Here is a 14,356-nt window from a genome sequence, read left to right on the forward strand (position 1 = left end):
CCCCGCGACGACAGGGATTGATTCCTATGGCCGACAACGAGAAGGGCGCCGGTCCTGCGCCCCGCATCCTCGCCGACGACGAACTCACCCGCCTGCTCGGCGACCAGCAGTTCGGCGCGCTGGCCACGGTGAAACGCAGCGGCCACCCGCATCTGTCCACCGTTCTGTACCACTGGGAGCCCCGCGAGCGGATCGTCCGGATCTCCACCACCGCAGACCGGCTCAAGGCGCGTCACGTACGCGCCAACCCCCGCGTCGCCCTGCACGTGAACGGGCCGGACGTCTGGTCCTTCGCTGTCGCCGAGGGCGATGCGGAGGTCTCAGAGGAAACCACCGAACCCGGGGACGCGATCGGCAGGGAACTGCTGGCGCTCACCCCAGGCTTCGAGGACCCGGCGGAGGAGGCCGCTTTTCTCCGGCAATTGGTGGACGAACGCCGCGTCGTGATCAGGCTGCACGTCTCGCGTCTGTACGGGACGGCTCTGGACATCTCCGCCCAGGCATAAGGGCCCGGCAGTCCATCGACGCCGAAACCTGGACTCGATCGTGCGGCGTCCCCAGGAATAGACGCGGCCCGTGGAGTGTCTCTATCTCCGCGTCCAAGACGAACGTGGTCGAACGTAAGGACTTGAGTCACAGAATGATCCGGGTGGAGGTCCGCTCGCTGCACGGCGACACCCACTTCGGTCACGTCCTCGACGACGGTCCTCCAGCCAGGGCGCGCCATGGCATCAACTCCGCGTCGTTGCGGTTCATCCACCGCGGTGACCTGGAGCGGGAAGGGTATGGGGACTACCGGACCCTGTGCACGAGTGACATCAACGACAAGTTGGGAGACGACGTGACCACCGAAAAGGCGATCCTCGCCGGCGGCTGCTTCTGGGGCATGGAGGAGTTGTTCCGCCACCAGCCCGGAGTCGTGTCCACGCGCGTCGGCTACAGCGGCGGCGACGTCCCGAACGCCACCTACCGCAACCACGGCACCCACGCGGAGTCCATCGAGGTCGTCTACGACCCCGACAAGACCGACTTCCGTGCGCTGCTCGAGTTCTTCTTCCAGGTGCACGACCCCTCGACGAAGGACCGCCAGGGCAACGACATCGGTACCAGTTACCGCTCGGCGATCTTCTACACCAACGATGAGCAGAAGCGGGTCGCCGAGGACACGATCGCCGACGTCGACGCTTCGGGCCTGTGGCCGGGCAAGGTCGTCACGGAGGTCACCCCGGCGGGCGACTTCTGGGAGGCCGAGCCCGAGCACCAGGACTACCTGCAGAAGTACCCCAACGGCTACACCTGCCATTTCCCCCGTCCCGGGTGGAAGCTCCCGAAGCGGGAAAAGGCCTGACGTCTCCGGCGCGTGGACCCCGGGTCCGCGCGCCGACGCGGCTTCGGCGCGGTCGGCACGCCGGGTCTGCCGCGCACGGGGCGTCGGCAGAAGGCGTCAGGGGCACCGGCAGAAGGCGTCAGGGGCACCGGCAGAAGGCGTCAGGAGCGTCGGCACAAGGCGTCAGGGGCGTCGGCGCAAGGCGTCAGGTGCACTGCCTCGGGTCACTGGCCGTCCGGGCCGCTGCGGGCGCCCGGTGCGGGATCGGCGTCCCCGTTCGCCTCGCTGCTGCCCGGCTCGATGATCCCGGTGGCGCGCCGGCCGGCGGTCGACCCGGCCCTGAGCTGCGGGTCCTCCGGTTGGGGGCGGTCGAAGGTGGGGCGGGCCTCCTTCCAATGGCCGCGGGTGAAGTCGGGCACCTTCACCGGACGCAGGCGTCCGGACCTCAGCGACTCGTGGCTGAGCGGGATCACCGAGCACCACGCCGCCGAGTCGTAGACGTCGATGTCGGGCGTCATGCCGAGCCGCATCAACTGCACGAGGCGGAAGATGGAGACGAAGTCGCCGCCGCCGTGCCCGCCGTACTGGTCGGCCAGCCTTTCCAGCAACGGCCATAACCAGTGGTCGTACTGCTGGCGGATGGCGGTGTAGGCGCTGCCGGTCCGCCAGGTGTGGTCGTCGTGGCCGAGCGATTCGAGGTAGACCCGGGCGTTGTCGAGCTCGATCGAGCCGCGCGTGCCGGTGAGCGTGGTCTCCCTGGTGTACGGGTGGGGGGAGTTCACGTCGTGTTCGACCCGGATGAACCGGCCTCGGGCGGTGGTGACGAAGCAGGTGTGCCGGTCGCCCGAGATGTACGGCTTGTCCTGCCAGGACGAGTGGTCCGGGGTCACCCGCGGGTCCTCCTCGCGGAACAGGGCCAGCGCCTTGGGCAGGGAGGCGACGGCGACCAGCTCGTCGAAGCGGTCCCCGCGGTTGATGCCCATGGCGGCCGAGACCGGTCCCAGGCCGTGCATCGGGTAGTGCAGGGCGTTCATCCGGGTCTGCCAGCGCCGCCGCCAGTACTCGGGGTGGTAGGCGCCGCCGAACAGGTACGGCCAGCGCAGGTCGTGGACGTAGCCGCCGGAGCCGTGCTGCAGGTCGCCGAAGAGCCCCGCCTGGACCATGTTGAACATCTGCAGCTCGGGACGGAAGTAGTTGACGTTCTCCAGGAGCATGCAGTGCTTGCGGGTCCGCTCGGACGTGCGCACCAGGCTCCAGATCTCGTCCAGGTGCGGGGAGATCGGCAGCTCGACGGCGACGTGCTTGCCGTGCTCCATGGCCGCCGCGGCCTGCGGGTAGTGCCATTCCCACGGCGTGGCGATGTAGATCAGGTCGATGTCGTCGCGCTGGACGAGCTTGAGGAAGTCCTGCTCGCCCGCGGAGTAGCCGACCGGCTCGACGTCCTGGAAACCCTGCTGCATGATGCGGGCGATGGTGCGGCTGACCCGTTCCTGACGGATGTCGCACACGGCGGTGACGGTGGAGACGGCGCCCCAGCGCACGTCCTGGCTCCCGCCCCGGTTGCCGAGGCCGATGAGCCCGACGCGGACGTTCTCGAAACCCTCGAACGGCACGTTCACCATGCTGCGCTCGCCCTGGGCGCGCGGCGGCTCCCAGGCGGCCGAGGCGTCGGCGGTGCCGACGCCGGCGACACCCGTGGCGGCGCCGAGCGAGATGCCGGACCTCAGCAGGTCGCGGCGTGAGGGGACGTAGCGGCGCGGAGAGGCCATAGCGATCACTCCCTGGTCGTGGACGGTGATGGTGCCTGGCGCTTTCCCCCCGGTAGTGGGCAGTATCGATCGTCCGCTGCCGGGGGGCAAGAGAGGCGCGCATCACACGAGCGGCGTTCGCGGGGCGGGCAGCAGCACCCTGCGGCGGCGAGGCCCCAGGCCGGGCCACCGGCGACCAGGGCACCGAAGCCGACGATGCCGGAGAGCGAGCGGGAGGTTCGTGCCGTGCTGACCGTTCAGGGGTGGATGGCGCGATCCGTGAGTTCGGGGGACATGATCGGGCCGAGGCGGGTGGCGGTGTGGGCGAGGTCCCGGACAAGGTCGGACTGGGCGGCGGTGCGCCAGATCAGCGCCCATCGTGCGGGCGGTGCGTCGTGGATGGGCACGTAGGTGATGTCGGGACGCGGGAAGTAGCGGGCGGCGTGGGCGTGGGCGGGCGACACGGCCTCTCCATTGGAGAGCAGGGGAAGCATCTCCGCCGAGTTGTTGACGATGGGACCGATCGGGATCAGCCGTCCGCTCGGGGTGCGCCGGGGGACGAGCGCCTCGCGCCAGTAATCCGGCCGCGCGCCGCCCATGACGACCTCGTCGGCCAGATCCTCGTAGGAGACCGAGGTCCGGGCCGCCAGCCGGTGGCAGGCGCCGACTGCCAGGACCACCGGTTCGATGTACACGACCGGGCCCGCGGTGAGATCGGCCTCCCGGACGGGCAGCCAGGCGACCTGCACGTCGACGGCCCCCGTTCGCAGCGGCCCGAAGGGATCGTTGAAGTCGACGTGGCGGATGTTCACGTCGCAGGTGGGACGGCCGGCCTCGAAGGCGTCCAGCAGCGGGCGCAGGTCCTGGTGGTTGGCGTTGGTCATGCCGATGCGCAGGACCTGGGTCTTTCCCCGGGCGGCGCGGGCGGCGCGGTCGAGGCCCTCGCGCATGCCGAGGTACATCGGCTGGAGGTCCTCGAAAAGGCGGCGGCCGATCGGGGTCAGCTCCACGTGCCGGCTACTGCGAGCGAACAGCGCGGCGCCGACCCGGCGCTCCTGCTTCTTGATCGCTTGGCTCACCCGCGACGGTGTCACGTGCAGGCGTTCGGCGGTACGGCCGAAGTGCAGCTCCTCGGCCAGCGTCAGAAAAATCTCGATGTCCCGCAGCTCCATCTTGCCCCCCGATCGTGAACCTATCGCTAATCGATCCGTGGCGGGAATCGTCGTTGTTCACCACGCGGGCAGGCCCGAACCTGGTAGTACACACCCCGTTGCCAAGGAGCCGTCGTGAACGTCCTGTTCTCGGGACGAATCTCGTCGTCCCCACCCCTGCGCCCCGACCACAGGGGCGGCCATGCCGCCACTCGCCCGACGGATGACCTCGGGCAGCGCATCGCAGGTACGGGCGCGGACGGTGATCAAGCCTGACGGGCCTCACTGCGGACTCGTGCCGCTGAAGTGTCGCCGCATGTCCATGATCCGTACCAGTGGTCGTGATTCAACTCTCAAGGAGATCGAATGTCCACCATTCTCATTGTCGTCACCGTGCTGACCGCCGCCTGGGTCGGTTTCTCGGGCTTCTCGCTGCTGCGTCGGGCAGGCTTCGTCGCCGAGCCGCTGATCGCGTACGGGGTGCCCGAGTCCTGGTGGCCGTGGCTGGGCGTGGCCAAGGCCGCAGGCGCGGTGGGCCTGCTCGTAGGGCTGGCGGTGCCTGCGATCGGCGTCGCGGCCGGGATCGGTCTGGTGGTGTACTTCCTGGGCGCCGTCATCACGGTGCTGAGGGCCCGTTCGTACAGGACGGTCGTCTTTCCCGTTCTGTACCTCGCCCCGGTCGCGGCCACCCTGTTCCTGGGCCTGGTCTGACTCCGCTGGCGCTGGGGGCGGTCTGGTCGACACGAGAGGCAAGCGGCCGACCCCGCCGCGGCGACCGTGCTCCCGGGCCGCGCCGTCGGTGTCGAGGCTGCGGGAGGTGCCCTCCGGTCGTGCTGGGCCGCGGCCTCGTCCGGCTCGTTGATGACCTTCTGTACGGTCGCTCTACGGACAGGGGTCCGCGCCGGCCCGGCGCGCCACCGGCCCAGTCCCGGCCGCCACAACCGGTGCCGCACCCGTGCGCCCACGCCGTGGGTCGGGCGTGTCGCCTTCGGCCAGGACGGGAGGATCGCCCTGGATGAGGTCGGGTTCGTGCCCGGCCGGCTGCTCGGGGCGGGTTTCACCTTCGGCCACCCGCAGTGGCCCGGGGCGGCCGCCGACCTTGTTCGGCGGCCGGGTCGTGAACAGGAGGCCCGGGCACTGTAGCGTGATCAACGCGGAGGCGGTGCCCCCGGCCGGCGCGCTGCCGTCATACCGGAGGAAGGCCCGGTGGCCCGCTGCCGGCGACGGGCATGCGCGAACCGTCGAAAACCCGGCCTGCCATTTCCTGCGGCTGTCGATCGACCCTCCGGCCGTCACGGGCAATCATCGATCACGTGCGACGTGGTAACGGCCCTGCCAGGACTTACACCCATGCGTACGTCTGTAGTGTCCGCCGATACGCGACAGTGCCTCGCCGGACACGGAGAAGTCCTCAAGGAAGGGAGACCGCCATGATCAAGCGAACCCAGGTCATGGTCGGCGTCATGGTCTCAGTCGCTCTCGTCACCGCGGGCTGCGGGACGGGCGCGAACAGCGGCGGCTCCGGCGCGGCAGGTCAGGCCATCGCACAGTTGCGGGTCGGCTCGGCGTCGGTCCCCACCCTCGACTACACCAAGAGCGCCTTCGGCTATCACGGCCTGGGAAACCTCGTGCTCGAGCCGCTGCTGATCCGCGATCCGAGCGGTGAGCTGAAGCCCTGGCTCGCGGAGTCGTGGGAGCAGTCCACGCCGACCACCTACGTCTACCGGCTGCGCAAGGGCGTCAAGTTCTCCAGCGGGAACGAGCTGACAGCCGAGGACGCCGCGTACGCGCTCAACGTCTACCGGCAGCCGGGATCGACGAACGCCTACAACTTCCCGCCCGCGTTGAAGAGCATCGAGGCGACCGACAGGTACACGGTCCGCGTCACCCTGAGCGAACCCAACGCCGCATGGGCGCTGGTTCCCGCACGCAATCAGCTGGGGATCTTCGAGAAGAGCTTCTACGAGAAGAACAAGCCCACCTACGGCCAGCCCGGAACGGGCGTCGTCGGCACCGGCCCCTGGAAGCTCGACACGTTCGACCCCACCAGCGCCGCGAAGCTCTCCGCCAACCCGGCCTACTGGGGTGGCCGCGTGCCCATCCAGGGCATCACCTGGACGTTCTTCTCCAGCGAGACCAGCGCGGCCACCGCGTTCCGCGCCAAGCAGCTCGACGTCTACTTCCCCCAGGGAAACCGCGCCTTCGCCTCCACGGCGAACACCAAGCTCGTCACGGCCCCGGACACGCGCTCGTTCGGCCAGTTCTCGATGAACACGCTCGTCCCGCCGTGGAACGACCTGCACGTACGGCGCGCCGTCGCCTACGCGCTCGACAAGCAGTCCCTCATCGAGGCCTGGGGCGGTTACGCCAAGCCGTCGGACTACTTCATCCCGCCCAAGCTCCTTGAGCAGCTCGGCTCGGCGCAGGAGGTCGAGCAGGCGCTCGCGGACGTGCCCACCTACCCGCACGACCTGGCCAAGGCGAAGGCGGAGATGGCCAAGTCGGCGTTCCCCGACGGCGTGGACGTCACCCTCACCTCGGGAGATTCGAGCGCCTTCAGGAACGTCAGCCAGGCGGTCGTCGCGCAGCTCGGCAAGATCGGCATCCGCGCCAAGCTCGAGGTGCAGCCGCCGAGCGCCGCCGTCGCCAAGGTCATCGGCCCCGACCGCAAGGCCGTCCCGTCCTTCGTCACCACCGTAGGCGGCACCTCCGCCGACCCCGGCGCCGCCTACGACTTCGCCATCGGGAGCGCGAACGCGGCCGAAGGCAAGTTCAACACGACGAACTGGAGCAGCCCCAAGGTGGACAAGCTCATCGCGGACGGCTTCGCGACGACGGAAGCCGCCGAGCGCCTCGACATCTACGCGCAGCTCAACAGGGAGTTCGCCGACAACGTGCCCTTCGTGCCGCTGTTCCTGCCCGAGGCGACACTGGCGCTGTCCAGCCGGTATTCCTGGCCGACCTTCAACGGGTTCTTCGCGCTCGACCGGCCCTGGGCGCTGGGGATCGGATACGCGCGATGACAGGGCGCCTCGTCTTCGTCGGCCGGCGGCTGGCGGGCATGGCCGTGCTGCTCACGGTGGTCTCGTTCGTGGTCTTCGCCCTCCTGCACCTGGCACCGGGCAACCCGATCGACTCCCTGCTCGGCCCGAGGCCCCGCTCTCCCGAGACGGTGCAGGCGCTGACCAGGGAGTTCCACCTGGACAGGCCCTTCATGGAGCAGTACTGGATCTGGCTCTCCGACGCGGTGCGCCTCGACTTCGGCACGTCGATCCAGACCACGCTGCCGGTGTCGGAGGAGATCGCGTCCCGCCTGCCGACCTCGCTGCTGCTGGGTCTCTACGCGTTCGTCATCACCATGGTCAGCGGAGTGGGCCTCGGCATCCTCGCGGCGGTCAAGCGCGGCGGCCCGGTCGATCGGGCGGTCGTGGGCGGGGTGGTCGTCGGGATGTCGACGCCGGCGTTCGTCGCGGCCGTCGTCCTGCTGTACGCGTTCGCGATCCAGATCCCCTGGTTCCCGGTGTTCGGCCAGGGAGCCGGCGGGCTCGACACGCTCTGGCACCTCACCCTGCCCGCGATCGCGCTCGCCACGGCGACCTGCGCCCTGGTCGTCAAGCACACCCGATCGTCGATAGCCAGGGTCCTGGACCAGGACTACATCGTCTTCGCCCGCGCGCGGGGCCTGTCCGTCCCGCGGATCCTCTTCCGGTACTCCCTGCGCAACGCCCTCATCCCGGTCATCACTGTCAGCGGGCTCGTCCTCACCTCCCTGGTCATCGGGGCGGTGCTCGTCGAGGTGACGTTCTCGGTCGAGGGGATCGGTCAGTTGCTCGTCAAGTCGGCGGTGGCCGAGGACATCCCGATGATCCAGGGAGTGACACTGCTGACGGCGGCGCTCGTCATGGGCGCCAACCTCCTCACCGACCTCATCTACATGGCGGTCGACCCGCGTATCCGGATGGGGACCTGACATGGCCGGTGTGAACCTCGCCGCCGGCCGACCGCCGGTGGCGGTCCGGGCGAAGCGGAGGCGCAAGGCGCCCGGGCCGATCATCGGGCTGTGCTTCGGCCTGGTGGGCGCCATCGTGGTGATGGCGCTGTTCGGCCCGCTCCTCGTCCCGCACGACCCCGATGCGCAGAACCTGGGCGACATCATGGCCATGCCGTCCGGGCAGCACTGGCTGGGCACGGACATCCTCGGGCGAGACACCTTCTCCAGGGTCATCACGGGCGCCCGGTCGGCGTTCCTCGGCCCGCTGGCCATCGCCGTGGGATCGTTCGTCCTGGGCAACGGCCTGGGCCTGCTGGCCGGTTACCGCGGCGGCCGCGTGGACGCGCTCATCATGCGCTGGGTCGACTTCATGTGGGCGATCCCGGCGCTGCTCGTACTGATCGTCGCGGTCGGTGCGGTCGGCGCGGGCTACTGGCCGACGGTCGCCATCCTGATGGTGCTCACCGTGCCGCTCGACACCCGCGTGGTGCGCGGAGCGACCCTGGAGCAGGTGCCGAGGCCGTACGTGGAGGCGGCCAAGACTCTCGGCGTCCCGGACCGCCGCATCATGCTGCTGCACATCTGGCCGAACGTCTCCCCGGTCTCCGTGGCGAACAGCTTCCTGGTGTTCGCGAGCTCGCTCGGAGTCCTGGCCGCGATGTCGTTCCTGGGCCTGGGCGTCCCGCCCGGCGCTCCCGACTGGGGCCTCATGCTCTCCGAGAGCCAGGCGCTGCTGTTCGACAACCCGATCGCGGCGCTCGCTCCCGGACTGATGATCGTCCTTACGGCCACCTCGACGAACCTCATCGGGGACTGGCTCTACGAGCGGCTGTCGAATCGGGGGACACGCTGATGCTTTCCATCTCCGATCTTCGTATCACGCACGGGGACAGAACCCTCGTGTCCGGCATCGACCTGACCGTGAAGCCAGGAGAGACCGTCGGCGTCGTCGGCGAATCAGGCAGCGGCAAGTCGATCACCGTCCGGGCGGCCACCGGGCTGCTCCCGCCCGGCCTCACGGCGACAGGTGAGGTCAGCTACGGCGGCCGCGACCTGCTCTCCCTCACCGAGCGGCAGTGGCGGCGGTCGATCAGGGGGCAGGAGATCGGGCTGATCATGCAGGACCCGTTCACCATGCTCAACCCGGTCATGCGCTGCGGCGACATCATCGGCGAATCGCTCGGTCACCGCGGAAGCCGCAGGGAGCGGAGGCAGGAGGCCGTCCGCAGGCTCGCCGAGGTGGGCATCCAGGATCCCGCGGTCGCCGATCGTTACCCGTTCCAGCTGTCGGGCGGGATGCGGCAGCGCGTCGCCATCGCCGCCGCGCTCGCCCGCGACCCGAGGGTGCTGATCGCTGACGAGCCGTCCACCGCACTCGACATGACGACCCAGCGGGCCATCCTCGCCCTGATGAAGCGGATCCAGGCCGCGCGCGGCATGAGCCTGGTCCTCATCACGCACGACCTGAGGGTCGCCTTCGCCATGTGCGACCGGGTCTACGTCCTCTACGCCGGATCCGTCGTCGAGGCAGCCGACGCCGCGGATCTCGACGCCGAGCCGCTGCACCCCTACAGCCAGGCGCTCCTGCTGTCCGAGCCCCGCATCGATCGGCGGGTCGGCGAGATCGTCGCCATCCCCGGCTCGGTGTCCGCGCCGGACGAGGTGGCCGGAGGCTGTGTGTTCGCACCCCGCTGCACCTGGACCGACCACGCCTGCCGGCAGGGCGATCCACCGCTGACCGAGGTCGCGCGGGATCGATGGTCCGCCTGCGTCCGCCTCCCCGAGGTGCGGCCGCACATGGCCGCGCTGCGGCAGCGGGCCGCCGCGCAGGCGCCCCCCGTCGAGAGCCCGCAGCCCAGCGCGCCGGTCATCTCCGTGCGGGACCTGTCCAAGACCTTCGGCGCCTTCCAGGCGCTCAAGGACGTCTCCCTCCAGATCGGCGAGGGCGAGAGCATCGGCGTGGTGGGGGAGTCCGGCTCGGGCAAGACGACGCTCGCGCGGGTGCTGGTGGGGCTCGAACAGGCGACGAGCGGAACCCTGACGATCGCCGGCGTCGACGTCGGCGACTGGGCCAAGCTGAGCCGGGCCGACCTGCGCAGGGTCCGCGGCACGGTCCAGATCGTCTTCCAGGACCCGTACTCGAGCCTGAACCCGATGCGGAGCATCGGCTGGACCCTCGCGGAGGCGGTCTCGACCTACGCCGCGAAGGACGTGAACGTCGGCGCCGAGGTCGATCGCCTGCTGTCCTCCGTCGGCCTCCCGGCGGCCGTCGCCGGGCAGCGCCCGGTGGCGCTCTCGGGCGGGATGCGGCAGCGGGTCGCGATCGCCAGAGCTCTGGCGGCAAGACCCAAGATCCTGATCTGCGACGAATCGGTGTCGGCGCTCGACGTCTCCGTCCAGGCCCAGATCCTCAACCTGCTCAACGGCCTGCGCGCCGAGCAGGGCATCGGCTATCTGTTCATCACCCACGACCTTTCCGTCGTCCGCCAGGTCACCGAGCGGATCTACGTGATGCGGGGCGGCCGCGTCGTGGAGTCGGGTGCCACTGATCTCGTCATCCAGTCACCCACCGATCCCTACACGGCGGAGTTGCTCGCCTCGGCCCCGCGCCCGGAACCCGAATGGCTTGACCTGCCCGCGGCGGGCGAAGCCGCGATCAGGCGATGAGGAGGAATCAGGTGACAGAGAGATTCGAGGCCGGGAGCGAGCAGTGGATGAGCGCTCTGCGGGAGGTCGTCGAGGAGACGCTCAAGGGCGTCGACGTGACGGGAGTACAGGTCGCCTTCTACGAGGAGTACCTGAACCCGCCCGCTCATCTGCTCGCCCACGGGGAGACGACGCTCACGTGGCACGTCGAGATCGGTGAGAAGGCCGTGGCGATCGGCCCCGGCCGCGTCGCAGACCCCACGTTCTGGATCGAGGCCGACTACGAGGGGGTGCTCAGGCTGGTCCGGGCCCTTTCCACCGACCCCGCGCTGCCGGAGATCGTCCGGGACCTCGAGACCAAGGGCCGGCTGAGGAGCTTCGGCGACCGGTCGAAGCTCCCGCCGCGGATCGCGGCGGCGCTGGTCACCATGCACGACGAGATCGCGAAGCGAACGAAATAGGAGCCGGGACCGATGAACGACAAATCTTTCGACGGGCAGGTCGCCGTCGTCACCGGCGGCGCCAGCGGGATCGGGCGCGCCATCGCGGAAGAGCTCGCCCGCCGCGGGGCGGCCGTCGCCGTCGCGGACGTCAACGCGGCGCGGATCGAGGAGACGGTCGCCTCGATCGAGGCGCTGGGGGCCGACGCCCTGGGCGTCTCCTGCGACGTCACCAGCGATGAGCAGGTGGGACGCCTGCACGACGCGGTCATCGACCGCTTCGGCCAGGTCGACGTGCTGTGCAACAACGCCGGCATCGCCACGCTCGGGCCCGCCTGGCGCATGGAGGTCGCCGATCTGCAGCGGATCATCGACGTCAACGTGCTCGGCCTGGTGCGAGGCGTCCGCGCGTTCGTCCCCGCGATGGTCGCCCGGGGCTCCGGCCATGTGGTGAACACGGCTTCCGTGGCGGGCATCTGGGCGTTCGCCTGGGGCGCGGCGCCGTACATCACCTCGAAGTTCGCCGCCTACGGATACTCCGAGGCGCTCGCGCGCGATCTCCGGCCGCACGGCGTCGGCGTCTCGGTGCTGTGCCCGGGGCGCGTACGGACGAACCTGGGGGAGTCGGCGAGCGTGTCGGGCGCGCCGAGGGAGAGCATCGCCGACTGGGTGTACTTCCCGCCGGAGATGGGCGAGCCCATCGACGTCGAGCTCGTCGGGCCGATCGTCGCCGACGCCATCACGGCCCGCGACTTCGCCGTCTTCACCCACGCCTACGACGCCGAGGTGTTCCGTACCTGGAGGAACGACATCGACAAGTCGCTCGCGGACGCGATCGCGAACTCACCGGCACCCCCGCAGTAGCCTCATGACTGTGACCCGTGAGCTCCAGAGGCTGCTCGACGCCCTAGGCAAGCGCCTGCGACGCAACGTCACAGTCGATGACCAGAGCCTGCGTCAGCTCGCCTTCTCCTCGCACGAGTACCCGGGCATGGACCGGCTCCGTGAGGAGTCGATCCTCACGCGCGACGTACGGCCCGCGGTCAGCGAATGGATCTTCGGGGCGGGCGCCAGGACCGCGCCGGGCCCCTTCCGCCCGCCGGTCAACCCGGAGATCGGCGCCTCCACCCAGCGGCTGTGCGTGCCGGTGCGCCAGCAGGGCACACTGCTCGGCTTCATCTGGATCCTCGAGGGGGACGACCGGCTCGGCGAGTCCGAGCTGCAGACGGTGCTGAACTCGGTCGACATGATCGCGGTGATCATGCAGCGCGACCAGCTCGCCGGCGAGCTGCACCGCAGCCGGGCCCGCGAGCTGCTGCGCGACCTGGTGGTCCCGGGAGACGCCGCCGCCCGGGCGCACGCCGCCGCAGAACTCGTCGACGAGGAGCTGTTCGTCGCGGGTGAGCCGGCGTTCGTGGTGTTCGTGAGCCTGCGCGCCGAGGACCGGCCACTGCTCGAAGCCGAGCGCGGCTCCCTCGGCGCGTGGCTCGAACGCGTCACGGGCAGGCTCTCCGACCGGCGGCACATCAGCCTGGTGCGCCGCAACCACGGCATGCTGCTGCTGTCGGACAAGGATCCGCTGCTCGCCGGTGCCGCGAAGCACGCGCTGATCGAGGAGCTCCTGGTCAAGCTCGAATCCGACCTGCCCGGCGTCGAGCCTGTCGCGGGCATCGGCAACGTCGTCGAGGACCTGGCCGGCGTGCACGCCTCCTACCGCCAGGCCGAGCGCGCGGCCCGGGTCGTCCGGAACGTGCGCGGCCTCGAACGCATGGCGTCCTTCGACAGGCTCGGCGTGTACGGCCTGCTCACCCTCATCCCGCCCGCCGAGCTCACCGCCGACACCCTCCCCGGCGGGCTGCTCCGCCTGCTGGAGGGGGGCCGAAGGGGGAGCAGCTCGCGGTGACGCTGGAGGCGTTCCTCGACAACGCGGGCGACGTCCAGCTCACCGCCGAGCAGATGTTCGTCCATCGCACGACGCTCTACTACCGGTTGCAGCGGATCGAGGAGCTGACCGGAGTCCAGCTGGCCAGCGGCGAGGACCGGCTGGCCTTCCACCTGGGGCTGAAGGTCGCCCGGCTGCTCGGCCGCCTCGACGATCAGGTCTGACGTGCCGGCCGCCACACGACGGTCCCCTCGATGTCCACGCTGACCCTGTCGTGGCCCGCGCCGCGGGCCCGGGCGCGGAAGGCGTGGCCGTACGGGCTGCGGTGCACGAGCTCGTCCCCGGCGGCGAGCTCCCCGTCATGGAGCGCGAGGATCATCCGCGCGCCGGTGCCCGTGCCGCAGGGGCCCAGGTTGAGGATGTCGTCGCCCCAGACGACCGCGCTGCTCGTCGCGCCGGCCAGGACCGGCTCGGTGAGGAGGAGCAGCCCCGGCCCGTCGAGACGGCGCAGCAGGTCGATGCCCGCGCGCCTGAGCTCCGCCGCCGCCGGCTCGACGGGCCGCAACCCGAGCTCGGCGGCGGGCAGGGCAGCGAACGTGTTGCCCCCGACCGTGACGGTCCGCAGGCGCAGCTTGCGATCACCGGCGTCGGCGAGGTGCGTGCGCGGCACCGCGCTCGCTTCCGGCAGGCGCAGCCGCACGACTCCCGCGCCGCGATCGGTGGCTTCGATGGGCCCGGCCGCGGTCTCGAAGGTGCGCCTGCTTCCCTCGCCGCCCGAGCGGACGGCGGCGGCGAACATCGTCGCCTCACCGCAGCCACCGATCATGCCGTCGGAGACGACGAAGACGAGCCGGTCGTCGCACCCGGGTGACGTCGGCGGGCTCAGCACCGCGACGATCGAGGCCGGGTCCCCGCCCCTGCGCACGAAGTAGTCGTGTCGTACGGCGTCGGTCAGGTCGTGGTCCACGGCCGTGGCTTGCACGCACGCGACGGGTTGCCCCGAAGAGGCGCCGGTGGCCAGGAGGGTGAAGTCGGAGGTCATGCCAGCGAGCCTCCCCGGCGGCATCCGGAGCTTCGACCGACAGCGGAAGGGAATCCTGGCCGCGCCTTTCGACAGGGTGCGGAAGTATTGCCAGCCTCAGGCGTATCACCATAGTTTACGCATATACGT

Annotated in this window: 14 protein-coding genes and 1 pseudogene; 12 read left to right on the forward strand and 3 right to left on the reverse strand. The window is 70.2% G+C overall.

The features are described from left to right. The first annotated feature begins 26 nt into the window (after positions 1 to 26). From FXF51_RS40285 to msrA, 3 genes and pseudogenes are all read left to right on the forward strand, one after another. The gene (locus FXF51_RS40285; RefSeq protein ID WP_148440033.1) at positions 27 to 506 is read left to right on the forward strand and encodes a PPOX class F420-dependent oxidoreductase; all 480 of its coding nucleotides are present in this window, start codon (positions 27 to 29) and stop codon (positions 504 to 506) included. 83 nt (positions 507 to 589) lie between these two features. Then, positions 590 to 745, forward strand: a pseudogene (locus FXF51_RS63920) (peptide-methionine (R)-S-oxide reductase); the annotation flags it as partial. Between the two features lie 96 nt (positions 746 to 841). Beyond that, a complete protein-coding gene (gene msrA, locus FXF51_RS40290) occupies positions 842 to 1,348 on the forward strand; it encodes a peptide-methionine (S)-S-oxide reductase MsrA (protein ID WP_411268421.1) in 507 nt (168 codons plus the stop codon). Positions 1,349 to 1,551: 203 nt separating this feature from the next. Here msrA and FXF51_RS40295 read toward each other — a convergent pair whose 3' ends face one another. Then, positions 1,552 to 3,096 (reverse strand): Gfo/Idh/MocA family protein, encoded by a 1,545-nt coding sequence (locus tag FXF51_RS40295; RefSeq protein WP_148440035.1) that lies wholly within the window; start codon positions 3,094 to 3,096, stop codon positions 1,552 to 1,554. Between the two features lie 236 nt (positions 3,097 to 3,332). Further along, a complete protein-coding gene (locus FXF51_RS40300) occupies positions 3,333 to 4,247 on the reverse strand; it encodes a LysR family transcriptional regulator (RefSeq protein ID WP_148440036.1) in 915 nt (304 codons plus the stop codon). 345 nt (positions 4,248 to 4,592) lie between these two features. Between FXF51_RS40300 and FXF51_RS40305 the strand changes: the two genes are divergently transcribed. From FXF51_RS40305 to FXF51_RS63050, 9 genes are all read left to right on the forward strand, one after another. Further along, a complete protein-coding gene (locus FXF51_RS40305) occupies positions 4,593 to 4,937 on the forward strand; it encodes a DoxX family protein (RefSeq protein ID WP_148440037.1) in 345 nt (114 codons plus the stop codon). Positions 4,938 to 5,656: 719 nt separating this feature from the next. Further along, positions 5,657 to 7,249 carry an ABC transporter substrate-binding protein gene (locus FXF51_RS40315; RefSeq protein ID WP_187414834.1) on the forward strand — a complete coding sequence of 531 codons (1,593 nt, stop codon included), beginning with the start codon at positions 5,657 to 5,659 and terminating at the stop codon, positions 7,247 to 7,249. Beyond that, positions 7,246 to 8,196, forward strand: a complete 951-nt coding sequence (locus tag FXF51_RS40320; RefSeq protein ID WP_148440039.1) for an ABC transporter permease — start codon at positions 7,246 to 7,248, stop codon at positions 8,194 to 8,196. Before FXF51_RS40315 ends, FXF51_RS40320 begins: the two co-directional genes overlap by 4 nt. Before the next feature lies 1 nt (position 8,197). After that, entirely contained in the window at positions 8,198 to 9,070 is an 873-nt protein-coding gene (locus tag FXF51_RS40325) for an ABC transporter permease (RefSeq protein WP_148440040.1), read from the forward strand. Next, positions 9,070 to 10,884, forward strand: a complete 1,815-nt coding sequence (locus FXF51_RS40330) for an ABC transporter ATP-binding protein (protein WP_148440041.1) — start codon at positions 9,070 to 9,072, stop codon at positions 10,882 to 10,884. The genes FXF51_RS40325 and FXF51_RS40330 overlap by 1 nt, the downstream gene beginning before the upstream one ends. A gap of 11 nt (positions 10,885 to 10,895) precedes the next feature. Next, positions 10,896 to 11,324 carry a hypothetical protein gene (locus FXF51_RS40335; RefSeq protein ID WP_148440042.1) on the forward strand — a complete coding sequence of 143 codons (429 nt, stop codon included), beginning with the start codon at positions 10,896 to 10,898 and terminating at the stop codon, positions 11,322 to 11,324. Positions 11,325 to 11,336: 12 nt separating this feature from the next. After that, positions 11,337 to 12,167, forward strand: a complete 831-nt coding sequence (locus tag FXF51_RS40340) for an SDR family oxidoreductase (RefSeq protein WP_148440043.1) — start codon at positions 11,337 to 11,339, stop codon at positions 12,165 to 12,167. 10 nt (positions 12,168 to 12,177) lie between these two features. Continuing rightward, positions 12,178 to 13,206 carry a PucR family transcriptional regulator gene (locus FXF51_RS63045; protein WP_262380135.1) on the forward strand — a complete coding sequence of 343 codons (1,029 nt, stop codon included), beginning with the start codon at positions 12,178 to 12,180 and terminating at the stop codon, positions 13,204 to 13,206. Further along, positions 13,203 to 13,409, forward strand: coding sequence for a PucR family transcriptional regulator (locus tag FXF51_RS63050; protein WP_262380136.1), 207 nt, complete (start codon positions 13,203 to 13,205; stop codon positions 13,407 to 13,409). Before FXF51_RS63045 ends, FXF51_RS63050 begins: the two co-directional genes overlap by 4 nt. Here FXF51_RS63050 and FXF51_RS40350 read toward each other — a convergent pair. Further along, positions 13,400 to 14,227: a proline racemase family protein gene (locus tag FXF51_RS40350; protein WP_187414835.1), complete on the reverse strand. Its 828-nt coding sequence runs from the start codon at positions 14,225 to 14,227 to the stop codon at positions 13,400 to 13,402. The genes FXF51_RS63050 and FXF51_RS40350 overlap by 10 nt on opposite strands. Between the last annotated feature and the right edge of the window lie 129 nt (positions 14,228 to 14,356).

The organism is Nonomuraea sp. PA05, from assembly GCF_008086045.1.
Classification (GTDB): Bacteria; Actinomycetota; Actinomycetes; order Streptosporangiales; family Streptosporangiaceae; genus Nonomuraea; species Nonomuraea monospora.

Coding starts and splice junctions, on each gene's coding strand:
- FXF51_RS40350 (WP_187414835.1), bottom strand. CDS start 14,227: ATGACCTCCGACTTCACCCTCCTGGCCACCGGCGCCTCTTCGGGGCAA.
- FXF51_RS40305 (WP_148440037.1), top strand. CDS start 4,593: ATGTCCACCATTCTCATTGTCGTCACCGTGCTGACCGCCGCCTGGGTC.
- FXF51_RS40285 (WP_148440033.1), top strand. CDS start 27: ATGGCCGACAACGAGAAGGGCGCCGGTCCTGCGCCCCGCATCCTCGCC.
- FXF51_RS40315 (WP_187414834.1), top strand. CDS start 5,657: ATGATCAAGCGAACCCAGGTCATGGTCGGCGTCATGGTCTCAGTCGCT.
- FXF51_RS40330 (WP_148440041.1), top strand. CDS start 9,070: ATGCTTTCCATCTCCGATCTTCGTATCACGCACGGGGACAGAACCCTC.
- FXF51_RS40295 (WP_148440035.1), bottom strand. CDS start 3,096: ATGGCCTCTCCGCGCCGCTACGTCCCCTCACGCCGCGACCTGCTGAGG.
- FXF51_RS40320 (WP_148440039.1), top strand. CDS start 7,246: ATGACAGGGCGCCTCGTCTTCGTCGGCCGGCGGCTGGCGGGCATGGCC.
- FXF51_RS40300 (WP_148440036.1), bottom strand. CDS start 4,247: ATGGAGCTGCGGGACATCGAGATTTTTCTGACGCTGGCCGAGGAGCTG.
- FXF51_RS40340 (WP_148440043.1), top strand. CDS start 11,337: ATGAACGACAAATCTTTCGACGGGCAGGTCGCCGTCGTCACCGGCGGC.
- FXF51_RS40325 (WP_148440040.1), top strand. CDS start 8,198: ATGGCCGGTGTGAACCTCGCCGCCGGCCGACCGCCGGTGGCGGTCCGG.